General features: G+C 54.1%; 13 protein-coding genes. 10 read left to right on the forward strand and 3 right to left on the reverse strand.

The genetic code is table 11. The features are described 5' to 3' along the window. Positions 1 to 294: 294 nt before the first annotated feature. Positions 295 to 738, reverse strand: coding sequence for a winged helix-turn-helix transcriptional regulator (locus tag A1332_RS13730; protein WP_064009053.1), 444 nt, complete (start codon positions 736 to 738; stop codon positions 295 to 297). 103 nt (positions 739 to 841) lie between these two features. Between A1332_RS13730 and A1332_RS13735 the strand changes: the two genes are divergently transcribed. The 6 genes from A1332_RS13735 to A1332_RS13760 all read left to right on the forward strand — a co-directional run bounded on the left by A1332_RS13735 (position 842) and on the right by A1332_RS13760 (position 8,684). Then, positions 842 to 1,657, forward strand: coding sequence for an oxidoreductase (locus A1332_RS13735; protein ID WP_064009054.1), 816 nt, complete (start codon positions 842 to 844; stop codon positions 1,655 to 1,657). A 96-nt stretch (positions 1,658 to 1,753) separates the two neighbouring features. Beyond that, complete coding sequence (locus A1332_RS13740) at positions 1,754 to 2,212, forward strand: PaaI family thioesterase (protein ID WP_064009055.1); 459 nt, start codon at positions 1,754 to 1,756, stop codon at positions 2,210 to 2,212. Positions 2,213 to 2,251: 39 nt separating this feature from the next. Next, positions 2,252 to 2,824: a TetR/AcrR family transcriptional regulator gene (locus A1332_RS13745; RefSeq protein ID WP_064009056.1), complete on the forward strand. Its 573-nt coding sequence runs from the start codon at positions 2,252 to 2,254 to the stop codon at positions 2,822 to 2,824. A 44-nt stretch (positions 2,825 to 2,868) separates the two neighbouring features. Next, positions 2,869 to 4,047: an efflux RND transporter periplasmic adaptor subunit gene (locus tag A1332_RS13750; RefSeq protein ID WP_231890296.1), complete on the forward strand. Its 1,179-nt coding sequence runs from the start codon at positions 2,869 to 2,871 to the stop codon at positions 4,045 to 4,047. Beyond that, a complete protein-coding gene (locus A1332_RS13755; protein WP_064009057.1) occupies positions 4,044 to 7,121 on the forward strand; it encodes an efflux RND transporter permease subunit in 3,078 nt (1,025 codons plus the stop codon). The genes A1332_RS13750 and A1332_RS13755 overlap by 4 nt, the downstream gene beginning before the upstream one ends. Positions 7,122 to 7,211: 90 nt before the next feature. Then, positions 7,212 to 8,684 (forward strand): efflux transporter outer membrane subunit, encoded by a 1,473-nt coding sequence (locus A1332_RS13760; protein ID WP_064009058.1) that lies wholly within the window; start codon positions 7,212 to 7,214, stop codon positions 8,682 to 8,684. Positions 8,685 to 8,799: 115 nt separating this feature from the next. On the opposite strand, the gene A1332_RS13765 is transcribed toward A1332_RS13760, so the two are convergent. Both A1332_RS13765 and A1332_RS13770 read right to left on the reverse strand, forming a co-directional pair. Beyond that, positions 8,800 to 9,813 carry a quinone-dependent dihydroorotate dehydrogenase gene (locus A1332_RS13765; protein WP_064009059.1) on the reverse strand — a complete coding sequence of 338 codons (1,014 nt, stop codon included), beginning with the start codon at positions 9,811 to 9,813 and terminating at the stop codon, positions 8,800 to 8,802. Continuing rightward, on the reverse strand, positions 9,810 to 10,913 hold the full coding sequence (locus A1332_RS13770; protein WP_064009060.1) for an NAD(P)/FAD-dependent oxidoreductase: 1,104 nt from the start codon (positions 10,911 to 10,913) through the stop codon (positions 9,810 to 9,812). The genes A1332_RS13765 and A1332_RS13770 overlap by 4 nt, the downstream gene beginning before the upstream one ends. Positions 10,914 to 11,227: 314 nt before the next feature. Here A1332_RS13770 and A1332_RS13775 point away from each other — a divergent pair, with 314 nt between their 5' ends. From A1332_RS13775 to A1332_RS13790, 4 genes are all read left to right on the forward strand, one after another. Continuing rightward, on the forward strand, positions 11,228 to 12,142 hold the full coding sequence (locus A1332_RS13775; protein ID WP_064009061.1) for a hypothetical protein: 915 nt from the start codon (positions 11,228 to 11,230) through the stop codon (positions 12,140 to 12,142). Positions 12,143 to 12,212: 70 nt separating this feature from the next. Beyond that, positions 12,213 to 13,157: a prolyl aminopeptidase gene (gene pip / locus A1332_RS13780; protein WP_064009070.1), complete on the forward strand. Its 945-nt coding sequence runs from the start codon at positions 12,213 to 12,215 to the stop codon at positions 13,155 to 13,157. Between the two features lie 11 nt (positions 13,158 to 13,168). Continuing rightward, complete coding sequence (locus tag A1332_RS13785; protein WP_064009062.1) at positions 13,169 to 13,750, forward strand: UbiX family flavin prenyltransferase; 582 nt, start codon at positions 13,169 to 13,171, stop codon at positions 13,748 to 13,750. Between the two features lie 221 nt (positions 13,751 to 13,971). Continuing rightward, on the forward strand, positions 13,972 to 14,279 hold a 308-nt coding region (locus tag A1332_RS13790; protein WP_197491463.1), incomplete at its 3' end, for an orotidine 5'-phosphate decarboxylase / HUMPS family protein.

The raw sequence follows: 14,279 nt of genomic DNA on the forward strand, positions 1-14,279 counted from the left end.
GTTTAAAGATACTTGATTTAGACTGCTTCAGAGAGTTGGACTTTGAAATAACCACGTTTCTTTGCGTTCAAAACGCTTTTTGAGTTACAAAACTCTATCAGCTTCAAGGTCGGGGTTCTTTGGTATTCGTTCCCTCTCATCTGCTTATCAACAACTTCTGGAGATTCGCGAATCCAGGCCGCATAACCAAAGCGAGCGATCATCTTGCTGCATGAGAGATTTTTTCTGGAACTCTCCAATAATTCCACCAACGCACAAGTCTTCATTAGCCGTGTATGGGTAAGCCATAGTGCTTCAATCGCTATCCGGCATCACAAAGCGTAGCGGGCGAGTCCCGATTCTTGCCCCCGTCACCTCGTCGATGGCGATCGGTTTAATATACTCTCCCGTCTCAACATCCTGGACACGCACCAACGGACCATCGCCGCGATACTGGCTCCCCCAGGCGCCAATCATCATGAGCACCGGCAGAAAGTCGCGGCCGGCGGCTGTCAACACATACTCTTCACGCGGCGGACGCTCCGAATAGAGCCGTTTTTCCAATAATCCTTCCTCCGTTAACGTCGCCAAGCGCCGGGTCAGAATCGTCGGCGCGATGCCAAGACTTTTCCGAAATTGATCGAAACGGGTCAGGCCAATATGGGCGTCCCGCAAAAGCAATAAACTCCAAGTGTCTCCGAGAAAAGCCAAGCAGCGGGCAATCGGACAGGGGTCGGCGCAAATATTTTTATCGTTCATACTTTTTTAGTAGTGACTTACTTTCATTTTGATAGTAACATTGGTTTCAAATTGATAGTAACACTTAGTCGCCAGACTATCCATCCCTGCAAGGAGATTTGATATGAGCAATAAAGACAATACTGTAGCCCTGATCACCGGCGCATCCTCTGGCATTGGGCTGGTAACGGCCAAGGCCCTGCAACAAGCGGGTTACCGCGTATTCGGCACTAGCCGCAAGGCGTCTGCCAGCATAGCAGGCATCACGATGCTGACCTGCGACGTGACCGACGATGCGTCAGTAAAGAATATGGTAGCCGAGGTATTGAAACAGGCGGGCCGCATCGATCTGTTGGTCAACAATGCCGGCATTGGCTTGCTCGGCGGTGCGGAAGAGTCGTCCACCGCCCAGGCCCAAGCCTTGTTCGACGTCAACCTCTTCGGCATTACTCGCGTGACAAATGCGGTGTTGCCGACCATGCGCAACCAAAGGAAAGGCAGAATCGTCAATGTCAGCTCAGTCCTTGGCTTGATCCCATCGCCTTACAACGCCCTCTATGCCGCGACCAAGCATGCGGTTGAGGGCTATTCCGAATCCCTCGACCACGAACTGCGCACATTCGGAATTCGGGTGGTGTTGGTCGAGCCCGGATTTACCCGGACCTCGTTCGAAGAAAGTCTAACGAGACCTGATCAGCCGCTTGGCGTCTATGACTCGGTACGTGCCGGCATGGCAACGCTCATGCGGAATGGCGTGAATGCAGGCGACGCCCCGGAAGTGGTCGCTGATACGGTGTTGAAAGCTGCGACTGCCGCAGTTCCCAGAAGGCGCTATACCGCCGGGAAACAGGCAAGCCAGGTGCGCTTTCTGCGTCGTTTCCTCCCGGAAGCCTTGGTAGACAAGTCCTTACGCAAGTTTAACCAGCTGCCGATAGTCTGAAGAATGGAAGGATAAGGACATGATTCGTTTTTCTAAGAGAACCAAGACGACTGCACATCCAGCGATATCGCGCATCCAGGAAGGAGCGTATTTAAGATGAGTCTTGCGTATAAAACCGGTGCCGGACTCAATGGCCTAGACCAGTTGCGCGCCCTGATGTCCTCTGGGCGGAAGCCGGGAATCCTGGCGTCGCTGGATTTTGAGTTGGTGGAAATCGACCTCGGCAAAGCTGTCGTTGCCGGCAAGCCCGGCGAACATGCTTATAACCCCTTAGGCACCGTTCACGGCGGCTATGCGGCCACGTTGCTGGATTCCGCCTGCGGCTGTGCAGTCCATTCCAGCTTGACCGAGAAACAGGCCTACACAACCTTGGAATTGAAAATTTCCTATCACAAGGCAATGACCAAGAACACGGGGTTAGTCAGAGCGGAAGGCAGTGTTCTATCGCTAGGGAGGCGAGCTGCTTTTGCCGAAGCACGTCTTATCGACGCCGCAGGCCGACTCTATGCCTCGGCGACATCGACGTTATTGATATTCGGGCGGGATTCTAAGTGATGAGATTCTGCGACCGTCTCGTTGGAGGTATGAGTAACGATGTCTATTAACACCGCTAATGCGCGCGAACGAATCTTGCATGCGGCGACTAAGCTCTTCTCCACCCAAGGCATTAGGGCAACCGGCGTCGATAGCATTGTCAAATCGGCGAACACGACCAAGATGAGTTTGTACAAGCATTTCTCCTCCAAGGAGGTGTTGATCGTCGCTTACCTGCAAGACCGCGATGCCGAATTTTGGACTTGGTTTGTCGAGCAAGTCGAGGACAAAGCTCAGTCGCCGAAAGACAGGTTATTGGCAATTTTCGATGTCCACGGCAAATGCTTGGCGAATCCTGATTTTCAAGGTTGCCCCTTTATCAACGCATCCGCGGAATTTCCCGATCAACGTCATGTGGTGCATCAACTGTCCGCCGCGTTTTATCGCAAGTTTCGAAGTTATATGACTGATCTAGCCGGACAAGCCGGTGCGCGTTTTCCGGAACGGCTGGCGGGGCAACTTTGTGCCTTGTTCCAAGGCGCCATCGTATCCGAACAATTGCAGCGCCATTCCGGCGTGGCCGATGACGCCAAGTTGGCCGCCGTTTTACTGATAGCAAACGGCATCGAATGATAATTCCGAATATTACCGAACCTTTTATCGAAGGAGAAAGCAAAATGCTGAGATCCAAAATTCCGCTAATGCCGGCCAGCCGTGACCGGCTGCCATTCCGATTCCCCATCAAAGGCTGGCTGTCGGTCGCGTTGTTGCCGCTGACTATAAGCGTCGGATGCAGCGACCAAAACAATAAAGCGCAAGCGGTTTCCCGGCCGGTGAAAGTGTTTCGAATCCAGGACCATGCCGCAGTTGGCGCTAGAAATTTTGCTGGAGAAGTCAGGGCAAGAATCGAGACGCCCTTATCCTTCCGGGTGGCCGGTAAACTGCTGGAGCGGAAAGTAGACGTTGGCGACCAGGTGCGCAAAGGTCAGCTGCTGGCGATCCTGGACGGCAACGATTACCGCCTCGCCGTGCAGGGCCTTAAGGCTCAGCTGGCTTCCGCGCAGGCCGACAGCAATTTCTTGCGCGACGATCTAGCGAGATACCGCGAACTGCTGGCCCAGCAAGTCATCAGTCCGCCGGAGTTCGAGCGGCATGAAACCACTTATGCCACAGCGCGGGAACGGACGGCGGCGCTGGAAGCGCAATTGGGCCAAGCGCTTAACCAGCTGGCCTATACCGAACTGCGTGCCGACCGGGACGGCGTAGTGACTGCGCTGTCTGTAGAGGCCGGACAAGTGCTGGCGGCCGGACAGACTGTGGTGACGCTGGCCCAGCTCGACGAAAAGGAAGTTCATTTCGAGGTTCCCGAACATCGTCTGGCGGAAATCCAGCGCCAACAAGCCGTTAATGTGTCTTTATGGTTAAACGGCAATTGGTTACTCAAGGCTAAAATTCGCGAGATCGCCTCGGCCGCCGATCCGGCCAGCCGCACCTATCGCGTCAAGGCCACCTTGCTCGAAGGCCTGGACGCCGCACAATTGGGCATGACGGCGACGGTTCATATCGACGCGAACACCGCTTCCCGCATCGCCATCCCGCTTTCAGCCGTCTATACCCCGCAAAACCAGCCCGATCATTCTTCGGTCTGGCTGGTTGACGAGCAGGCCGCCACGGTCAAATCCGTGCCGGTTCGGCTGGGCGAAACGCTGGCAGGCGAACGCATTGCCGTCGATGGCCTCGCCGCCGGCCAATTGCTGGTTAGCGCCGGCGTTCAACGTCTGGCCGAGGGGCAAGCGGTGCGCTTGCCGGAAGAAAATGCATTGGCTAAGCATGGCGCAACAGAGGGCTCACTATGAAAGAGTTCAACCTCAGCGAATGGGTGCTTAAACATCGCTCCTTTACCGGTTTTATGATCGCCTTGGTGGTGCTAGGCGGCCTATTCGCGTATTACCGGCTGGGCCAGCAGGAAGACCCACCGTTTACGTTCCGGGTAATGGTAGTCAAAACCCTCTATCCCGGCGCCACCGCGCTGGAAGTGGAACAGCAGTTGACCGATAGGCTGGAAAAGAAAATCCAGGAGCTGCCTAACCTGGATTATCTGCGCAGTTACTCCAAACCCGGCGAATCGGTGATTTTCGTCACGCCCCGCGAGGATACGCCGCCCAAGGAAATTCCCGGGCTTTGGTATCAAGTGCGCAAGAAAGTCGATGACATCCGCATGACGCTGCCGCCCGGCAGTATCGGGCCGTTTTTCAATGATGAATTCGGCGATACCTACAGCCTGATCTACGCTTTTTCCGGTGAGGGCTTTAGTTATGCCGATCTGAAACAGGCGGCCGACTCAGTCCGCCAACAGCTTTTGAGGGTCAAGGATGTTGAAAAGGTCGAGTTGATCGGCGTGCAGGACGAAAAGCTTTTCGTCGAATTTTCCGACAAGAAGCTGGCCGAATTGGGCCTGGAGGCGGCGGCGGTTGCTCAAACCTTGCAAGCGCAGAATGGCATGACGCCGGCCGGCATGGTATTTTCCGCGCAGCGTAATCTGCCGATACGCCTGACCGGCGCGTTCGACTCGGCGGATAGCGTCGCCAATCTGGCGGTACGCATTGAAAATCGAACATTCAAAGTTGGCGACTTTGCCAAGGTAACGCGCGGCTATGTCGATCCAGCGGAATTCAAAATGCGTTTCAATGGCAAGCAGGCCCTCGGACTCGGTGTGACGATGAACACCAAAGGCAATGTTATCGACCTGGGAAAAGCCTTGGAAGAAACGCTGGCCCGCATCGAAACCGAGTTACCCTTGGGCATGGATATAGAACCGGTCGCCAATCAAGCGCATGTAGTTAAGAATCAGATGGCGGAATTCGGCGGTACCTTCTTCGAAGCCCTGGCTACCGTGTTGGTCGTTAGCTTTTTAAGTCTGGGCTGGCGTACCGGGTCCGTGGTGGCACTGACCGTGCCGCTGGTACTGGCTGCCACCTTGCTGCTCATGTTGTTGTGCGGCATCGATTTGCATCGTATTTCATTGGGCGCATTGATTCTGGCGCTGGGCCTGCTGGTGGACGATGCGATGATTGCGGTCGAAATGATGGCCCGCAAACTGGAGGAAGGTTGGGATCGGATGCGCGCCGCGACCTATGCCTATCGTGCCACGGCCTTTCCGATGCTGACCGGCACCTTGATCACCATCGCCGGGTTCTTGCCGGTGGGTCTGGCCCAATCCTCCGCCGGCGAATATACCGTGGCGATTTTTCAGGTGGTCGGCATTTCCCTGATACTGTCATGGATAGGCGCGGTGGTGTTCACCCCTTATTTGGGATTTTTGATACTCAAGGTGCATACCAAGGACGGGCAAGCGGTTCACGAACTGTTCGATACGCCGTTCTACAACCGGCTGCGCCGCTGGGTGGATGCCTGCGTGGCACACCGCAAGAAAGTCATTATCGCCACGCTGGCCTTGTTCGGCCTCGGTGTGGTGGCTTTAGCCCATGTCCCCGAACAGTTCTTCCCGCTGTCCAACAGGCCGGAAGTCATCATCAATCTGTGGCTGCCGGAGGGCAGTTCCTTTGAGCAAACCGAAGCCGCCGCCAAACGCATGGAGGCGCTATTAGCCAAGGACGAGGACGTGGCACATGTCGCCAGCTATATCGGCAGCGGGACGCCGAGGTTTTTCAAGTTGATCGTGCAGCAATTGGCAAATACCAATCTGGCTGAATTGGTGGTGATGACCAAGGATAATGCGGCCCGCGAACGGGTCATGCAGCGCGTCCGGCAGGCTTTAGCCACGGATTTCCCGGCTATGCGAGGCCGGGTGAAGCGCCTCAATGTCGGGCCGCCAATGGATTATCCCTTGCTGTTCAGAGTGCTCGGCGAAAACCCCAATATCGTGCGCGGCATTGCTGACCGGGTCGCCGAGCTTGTACGTGACCATCCCGGCACCGTGGATGTCAACGACGACTGGCATGAGCGGATACCTTCGTTCCGTTTAGTCTTGGATCAGGACAAGGCCCGCGCCCTCGGCGTTTCGACAGCCAGCCTGTCGCAAGCCTTGCAGGCACATTACACTGGCATACCGGTCGGGCAATTGCGCGAGCAGGATAAATTGATCGACATCGTCTGGCGGGCCAGTCCCGAATTGCGCACCGCCGCCGACGAATTGCCGGATGTTGCTGTTCGCACCGCCAACGGCAAGTCGGTATCGCTGTCGCAGTTCGTCAAGTTCGAAATCGTGTTCGAAGACGGCGTGCGTTGGCGGCGTAACCGCTTCCCGGCCATCTCGGTACGCGCCGATGTGGCCGACGGCAAAATGGCCCCGGACGTGGCGGCGGAAATCATCCCGAAACTTAAACCGATACAGGATAGCTTGCCGGCCGGCTATTTCATCGAAACCGGCGGCGCCAAGGAAGACGCGGTGACCGCGCAGAAGTCGATTCTGATCTGGATTCCGCTGGTGCTGATCGTCACGCTGGTCTTGTTGATGATGCAGTTGCAGAATCTGTCCAGGACTTTCATGGTGTTCAGCACCGCGCCGCTGGGGGTGATCGGTGCCGCCTTCGCCTTGCTCATATTCCGGGCGCCGTTCGGTTTCGTGGCCTTGCTCGGCATCCTGGCACTGTCCGGCATGATCATGCGCAACTCGGTGATTCTGGTGGATCAGATCGAGCAGGATCAAAACGCCGGGCTCGACCTATGGTCGGCCATCGTCGAATCGACGGTGCGGCGCTTCAGGCCGATCATGCTGACTGCTGCGGCGGCCATCCTGGCAATGATCCCCTTGTCGCGCAACGATTTCTTCGGCCCGCAGGCCATCGCCATCATGGGCGGGCTGACGGTGGCGACCGGGCTGACGATCTTTTTCCTGCCGGCGCTGTATGCGGCTTGGTTTAGGGTGGAGAGTGGGCAGTCGGACTCTAATGACGGTAGGTTGGGCTGAATAAAATGAAGCCCAACATTTTGATTTTGTTGGGTTACGCTTCGCTAACCCAACCTACGTTTTTGGCAAATAAGACCTCGGAGTCTTGCAATGAATAATCGATATTTAACAACGCTAGTCCTTCTGTCTCTGGCTTGGTTAAGCGCCTGTACGCCGACGCGCGTCGGCGACCGAATAGCGCTCAATAGCCTGGCAACATGGCAACACGCGGCTAATGCTAAAACCGCCCCAACCACCGAAGCGGTTGACCTTAAGACTTGGTGGCAAGGATTCAACGATCCCTTGCTGAACGAATTGATAGACAAAGCCTTGGCCGCCAACCACGATCTCAAGATCGCTACCGCTCGCGTCCGCGAAGCCAACGCGATGGTCACCGTCGCCGAAGCGGCGCTGTTTCCCAGTCTGGATTTCTCACTTTCTGGTGGCCGGGAAAAACGCATTGACCGTATCGTCGGCGTGCCGAGCGGGCAAGGCATCAAATTGATTACGCCGACGGCCGATGCCGTCAGCGGAGGATTGGCGGCGCGCTGGGAAATCGACTTGTTCGGAAGCCGGCATTTGGAAGCGGAAGCTGCCGCTGCGCAAGCCGAAGGCAGCAAGGAAGGTTTGCACGCGGCGCAAGTCGGTCTGTTGGCCCAGGTGGCGACCAACTATCTGGAGCTGCGCGGCGTGCAGCAGCGCATCAGTATTTTGCAAAGCAATATCGTCTTGCAACGCGAACGGCTGAGGACTTTACAGGTATTTCTTAAAGCCGGGCTGGCTAACGAGGCGGACATTGCCCGTCAGCAAACCTTGCTGCAGGGCACCGAAGCGACTCTGCCCGGACTGACTAACGCCGAGCAAAACTTGATCCATCGTTTGGGCGTGTTATTGGGCGAGCAGCCGGAGAGCCTAGGAAGTCGCTTGGCCGCTGTTGTCCCGTTACCGAAGCAAGCGCCGGCCATGCCAAATCTGCTGCCGGCCGATTTGTTGGCGCAGCGGCCCGATTTGCGCTTGGCGCAAACCGAAGTCAGCGCGGCGGCGGCCAGCCTGGGGTCGGCGCGGGCCGATCTTTATCCCAAGCTGGTGCTGTCGGTCAGTGGTGGTGTTGGTGTACTGGCGGTCGGCGGTTTTCCGAGTCTGGCCGATAGCGTTTATGCGCTGGGCTCGGGCCTTTCGGCGCCGATCTTCAATGCCGGTCGCATCCGCGCGCATATCACCGCCGCCGATGCGCGGCTGGACCAAGTCGCCGCCAATTACGAGAAGACTTTTTTGCTGGCATTAGAAGACGTGGAAAACGCCTTCGTCGCAAACCGTTCCGCCACCGATAGCCTAGGCCAATTGACTGAAGCGGAGGCTTCGGCGGAAAAATCTTACCGACTGGTCGACGCCTTGTATCAGCGCGGTGCAGGCAATTATCTCGCCGTTCTGGATGCTCAACGCAGCAAGCTGGCCGTCAGCGACGAACGTGCCAAAGCCGAAACGGCGCTCAGCGTGGCGATGGTATCGCTTTATCGGGCATTCGGCGGCGGCTGGACGGTTGATTCATCGGTAAACGCCATCGCAAACGCCTCGGCACGCTAATCGGTGCCGGTTTGGGAATGCGGGGTTAGCACTAGGGAAAGCGCAGAAGACAAACAAGGATAAGATGACCCTATCAACAGTTAAGTTTGATAAGGTCGATGGGGCGCCTAAGAAATTAGATGGTGCTTAATATCTCATCAATCAATTCGGGTCCTCGATAGATCAAGCCGCTATAAATCTGTACCAAGCTGGCGCCGGCGGCTATTTTCTCCTGGGCGTCTGCGGCGCTTAATATCCCGCCGGCCGCAATAATCGGCAGTTTGCTGCTCAATTCCGCAGCCAAACCTCTTACTACCCGAGTCGAGCTGTCTTTGACCGGTGCGCCACTCAATCCGCCCGCTTCATTGGCATGGACATGGCCCTGGATTTTATCGCGGGCGATGGTGGTGTTGGTGGCAATCACGCCGTCGATAGCAAATTCCAGCAGCAATGCCGCGATGTGGCTAATTTCCTCATCGCTTAAATCCGGCGCGATTTTCACCGCGATTGGAGTGTATTTGCCATGCGTCATCTGAAGCTTCAGTTGTTCTTCCTTCAAAGCGCTTAACAATTGCCTGATTTCGTCGCCTTGCTGCAATTGGCGTAAGTTCTTGGTGTTGGGCGAAGAAATGTTGATCGTAATATAGCTTGCCGCCGCATAGCTTTTGCGCAGGCCAATCAAATAATCTTCCGTGGCGCTTTCCAGCGGGGTGTCGGCGTTCTTGCCGATATTAATCCCCAAAACGCCGCGATATTGGCATTTACCTACTTGTTCCAGCAAATGATCCACACCCAAGTTGTTAAAACCCATCCGGTTGATGATGGCTTGATGTTCCGGTAGGCGGAACAGGCGCGGTTTGGGGTTGCCGGGTTGTGGGCGAGGGGTGACGGTGCCGATTTCGATAAAGCCAAAACCCAGCTCGGCCAATGCGTCGATATAGTCGCCGTTTTTATCCAGACCGGCCGCCAGTCCTAGCGGGTTTTTAAACTCCAAGCCCATCACCTTGACCGGCTTTTCGCTAACTGTCGGTTTGCTCAAAGCCGATAAGCCGGTTTGCTTGGCCAGCTTCAATAAATCCAGCGTCACATGATGCGCGGTTTCCGGATCCAGGGAAAATAGCAAAGGGCGTAGCAAAGGATAAAAGTTCATGGCGCGGTTGCTCGAGTTAGCGAATAGGGTGTTGGGTCTATTTCGGTGGGACGGTGCAGAATCAGGTCGGCCAGCAACTTGGCGGAAGCCGGCCCCATCACCAAACCATTTCTAAAATGGCCGGCATTGATGCTGAGATTCTCAATCTCGGGATGTCGTCCAATAGTGGGAATGCCTTGCGGACTGCCGGGGCGCAAGCCCGCCCAATGATGGCTAACCGGATAGTTTTTCAAGGTCGGCAGTAATTCGGTGGCAAATAGGTAAAGCTGCTGTTTGGCGTCTTCGGTGGTGATCTTATTAAAGCCGGCCTGTTCCACGGTACTGCCCGCCAGGATTTTCCCGTCTCGGCGCGGGATCAAATATTGATCGCCGTCCAACACCATGTAAGGCAAGGTTGTTGGTGTGGCGTCGAACAGCAGCATTTGGCCTCTGACCGGCTTGATGTGCAGGTCTACCGGCCAATCCGGCAATAAATCCTTCATTAAATTGGTGGTCCAGGCGCCGGCGCTAACGATCAGGTGCTGAACGGTGTATGGACCGTCGTTGGTTTCTATGTTCGTAACGCGATGGTTAGCGATACCGATCTTGCGAACTTCAGTGGTATCCAGAAATTTCACGCCTGCTTGCATTAAGTAAGCATGGAGCGATTTTAATAATCTTGGATTGCGGGCCTGAGCAATTCCCGGTAGCCATAGCGGTTGGTCGAGATTGCTGATAAACGGCTCGGTCAATCTCGGTGCTGCCGGCTGATAGTCGATGCCGTAGTGTTCGCACCACTGTATAGCGTGTTCGTAGTCCGGGTTTTTACAGATCAGCATGCCGCAGTCGTACCATTCCGGATCGATACCGGTAGCGGCGAGCAGTTCCTGGCTTAAGGCAGGGTATTTTTTTAGGCTGTTGACGGCTAATTCGGAGATGGCCGCAGCTTGGCGCCAGGGATAAATCGGCAGCAAAATGCCGCCGCCGGCCCATGAGGATTCCTGGCCCGGTTTGGATTTGTCGAGGATCGTGACGTCGCGGCCGGCAAGGCGCAGTTCTCGAGCGGCTAACAGGCCGCTGATACCGCCGCCGATGATCAGAATATCCAGGTGTGTGGTCATGCGAATGCTGAGGAAAACGGGTGTAAGAAGGCTTTTTTAAGGTAACACGAAGCCGGCTTATTTAGATAGGGTTTGCCGATTGTTGATGGGTGTGTAAAAAAGCAAATGGCTGTTGTTAATTTTTGACAAATATGGATTATAGTTTATAAAGTATTTGTATCTTGTTGATATAAAACAAATTTTTTGAGTAAAAAAAATAGACTTAAAACTTGTAAGGCTAGTGTTTTGCTGCTATTATTGCCCACGTGAAGAAATCCTGTGTTGCTATAAAGCCAATTCAGTCTTAACAATAACTACCCTTGGGGGGAACAACAATGAGTTTTACTAAAACCAAATTAGCGCTGGGCGTTGCCGCAGCGACTTTGACAATGGCTGGAGCATTCATTGCCCCACAAGCCCAAGCTGCTGGTTCCAGTGCAGAGCGCGTAGCTGACGCTGCCGCAAGAAAAACCGAAGCTCTGGAAGCGCAAATGCAACAAATGGCTGAGCAAATGCAAGCCATGCAAGCTGAGTTGAGCCGCGTTAAATCTTCATCTGCTAGCTCCACTGCCGCTAGTGCGAAAGTTCAAGAGCTTGATCAATGGATGGCATCTGTTAAATCAACACCTGCTCAAGCGTCTGCAAAAGACAACTTGGTTGCGGTTCGTGGTGGTTGGACTTCTCTGGATCAAGATCGTGGCGGTTCATTGGCTCAAAAAGGTTCTTTGCTGTCAAACAATAGCAATAATGATGGTTTCTATTTTGGCGGTGCGTTCGACTTCAATGTCAATAATGACTTGTTCGGCTTGATGGATGACACCTCATTTGCTATCGAGCTGGGTATTGAATACGCTCAATACGGCACCGGTCAGAATACATTGACCAACGGTACGCTAACTGCAATAGCTTCTGCGGACGGTGTAACGCCTGTTCAGCTTAATGCAGGTAATGGCACCGCAACTGATGCGCGTCTGAGAATCAATGCTTCGCCAAAAATAAAATTCATGCACGATAGCAAATTGCGTCCATGGATTATCCCAGTTGGTTTGGATATCAACATTTTGGGTGTTCCATCCAACGCGGTTTCCGTGTTGAACGCCGGCATGAACTTCGGCGCCGGTGCGGAGTACGACCTGTATAGAGGCATCGTATTGGGTACTGATGTGCGTTACCACTACGCAACCAGCAGCCTCGACGGTACACCTACCGACGGTTTCAACGCTGGCGGTTATGTAGGTTTCAAATTCTAAGTTTGTAGCTTATTCGGTATGCAAAAGGGAAGGTGTAACAGCCTTCCCTTTTTTTATGGATGAAAAAATAATGAAAACCCTCTATCCGGAAGTTTCCCCGTTCCATACTTTCTTTCTGGAAACAGGCAGCGACCATCGCGTGTATGTCGAGCAATCCGGCAATCCGGCCGGTATTCCGGCGATATTTTTGCATGGCGGCCCGTGCTCCGGTACCAAGCCCGATCATCGGCGGTTTTTCGATCCCGATCGCTACCACATCATCTTGATGGATCAGCGCGGTTGCGGATTATCTGAGCCGTTTGGCGAATTGCAAGGCAATACCACTCAGGATTTGCTGGCGGATATGGAGCGCATCCGCACGCAATTACGTATTGATAGTTGGTTGTTATTCGGCGGTTCCTGGGGAGGTACGTTGGCTTTGCTTTATGCTCAGCAGCATCCGGGTCAGGTGTTGGCGATGATCTTGCGCGGCGTGTTTTTAGCCAGACAGGCCGATATGGAGTGGTTTTTGGGTAACGGCGTCAATAAAATCTATCCCGAGCGTTGGCAGGTCTTATTGGACAATTTGCCCAATTTGCCGGACGCCAATGTCTTGGAGCGATTGGTGGAAGCAATTTTCGGTGCCGATCAGGACGCCGCCAAGCGTGCTGCTCAACAATGGCAGGCCTGGAGCGGACAAGTGGCCTTAGGTAATGATTATTTGGAGAGTATGGAGACGGTTAGCGAGCAGATGTTGCGGCAAGTAAAAATGGAATTGTCTTATGCCATTCATGATTATTTCATCCGCGAAAATCAAATCCTGGAAAACTGTGCGGGGTTGCAGTCGGTACCGACCATCATCATCCATGGCCGAAACGATTTGACCTGTCCTGCGGAAGCAGGCTGGCGCCTGCATCAGGCCTTGCCGCAATCTCGTTACGTCGTATTGCCGAATGCCGGCCACATTGCGCGAGGCGAAGAAATGATCGATGCGTTGGTATCCGCGACCGATGATATGACCAAGCTTTTAGCGTAGACAAGGGTATTATGAAGGACAAAAAACGACTGGTTATTGCAATAACCGGCGCTACCGGGGCGATTTATGGCGTTAGGATGCTGCAAGTGTTGCGGACACGAGACGAGTGGGAAACCCATCTCGTGGTGTCGACAGCTGGTTTCGTTAATCTAAAATACGAATTGGATATGGATCGGACTGCTTTGTATGCGTTGGCGGATGTCACGCACGGCATAAACGATATCGCCTCGTGTATTGCCAGCGGTTCTTTCAAGACCGAGGGTGTGGTTATTGCGCCGTGTTCGATGAAAACGCTGGCGGCAGTGGCGCATGGGTTTGGTGACAACTTGATTTCCCGGGCGGCGGACGTGGCATTGAAAGAGCGCCGTAAAACAGTGTTGGTGCCCCGCGAGACACCGTTAAATTTGGCGCATATCCGCAATATGGCCAGCGTCACGGAAATGGGCGGAATTATCTATCCGCCGATGCCGGCTTTTTACAACAAGACCGATTCCGTGCGGGCGATGGTAGATGAGGGCGTGGGGCGAATCCTGGATATGTTCGGGGTGGATGCGACGGGGCTATTCAAGCCTTGGACCGGTTTGGACGGTTGAGTTTTTACCGATCCGGACTGAATACAGGGTTTTTACTGAGTAAATAGTCGGTCTTCAATTGACAGGGTGCCTTATTCTGATTTAGAGTTGCCGCACTCGCGAAAACTGCCCATCGACAAAGGCTTGCGGCGCTCTCGACTTAAAGACCTGAAAATGGCGTTTTGGTCGGGGGGTGGGTCTTAAAACAATAACTGTAACTATAACAATCGGAGCACATAAATATGGCAAGACCATTAATTCAAATGGCGTTGGATTCACTGGATTTCAACCAAACTGTCGAATTGGCTGATAAAGTAGCGCCTTATGTTGATATTTTTGAAATCGGCACTCCTTGCATTAAATACAACGGTATCAACCTGGTTAAAGAACTGAGACAACGTTACCCAGACAAATTGTTGTTGGTTGACTTGAAAACCATGGACGCTGGCGAATACGAAGCCGGTGCTTTCTATGCTGCTGGCGCGGACATCTGCACAGTATTGGGTGTTTCCGGTTTGGCGACTATCGCCGGCGTTATCAAAGCTGCGAA

Origin of the sequence: Methylomonas methanica (genome assembly GCF_001644035.1) — a bacterium.
Classification (GTDB): Bacteria; Pseudomonadota; Gammaproteobacteria; order Methylococcales; family Methylomonadaceae; genus Methylomonas; species Methylomonas methanica_A.

Coding starts and splice junctions, on each gene's coding strand:
- A1332_RS13730 (WP_064009053.1), bottom strand. CDS start 738: ATGAACGATAAAAATATTTGCGCCGACCCCTGTCCGATTGCCCGCTGC.
- A1332_RS13735 (WP_064009054.1), top strand. CDS start 842: ATGAGCAATAAAGACAATACTGTAGCCCTGATCACCGGCGCATCCTCT.
- A1332_RS13740 (WP_064009055.1), top strand. CDS start 1,754: ATGAGTCTTGCGTATAAAACCGGTGCCGGACTCAATGGCCTAGACCAG.
- A1332_RS13745 (WP_064009056.1), top strand. CDS start 2,252: ATGTCTATTAACACCGCTAATGCGCGCGAACGAATCTTGCATGCGGCG.
- A1332_RS13750 (WP_231890296.1), top strand. CDS start 2,869: ATGCTGAGATCCAAAATTCCGCTAATGCCGGCCAGCCGTGACCGGCTG.
- A1332_RS13755 (WP_064009057.1), top strand. CDS start 4,044: ATGAAAGAGTTCAACCTCAGCGAATGGGTGCTTAAACATCGCTCCTTT.
- A1332_RS13760 (WP_064009058.1), top strand. CDS start 7,212: ATGAATAATCGATATTTAACAACGCTAGTCCTTCTGTCTCTGGCTTGG.
- A1332_RS13765 (WP_064009059.1), bottom strand. CDS start 9,813: ATGAACTTTTATCCTTTGCTACGCCCTTTGCTATTTTCCCTGGATCCG.
- A1332_RS13770 (WP_064009060.1), bottom strand. CDS start 10,913: ATGACCACACACCTGGATATTCTGATCATCGGCGGCGGTATCAGCGGC.
- A1332_RS13775 (WP_064009061.1), top strand. CDS start 11,228: ATGAGTTTTACTAAAACCAAATTAGCGCTGGGCGTTGCCGCAGCGACT.
- pip (WP_064009070.1), top strand. CDS start 12,213: ATGAAAACCCTCTATCCGGAAGTTTCCCCGTTCCATACTTTCTTTCTG.
- A1332_RS13785 (WP_064009062.1), top strand. CDS start 13,169: ATGAAGGACAAAAAACGACTGGTTATTGCAATAACCGGCGCTACCGGG.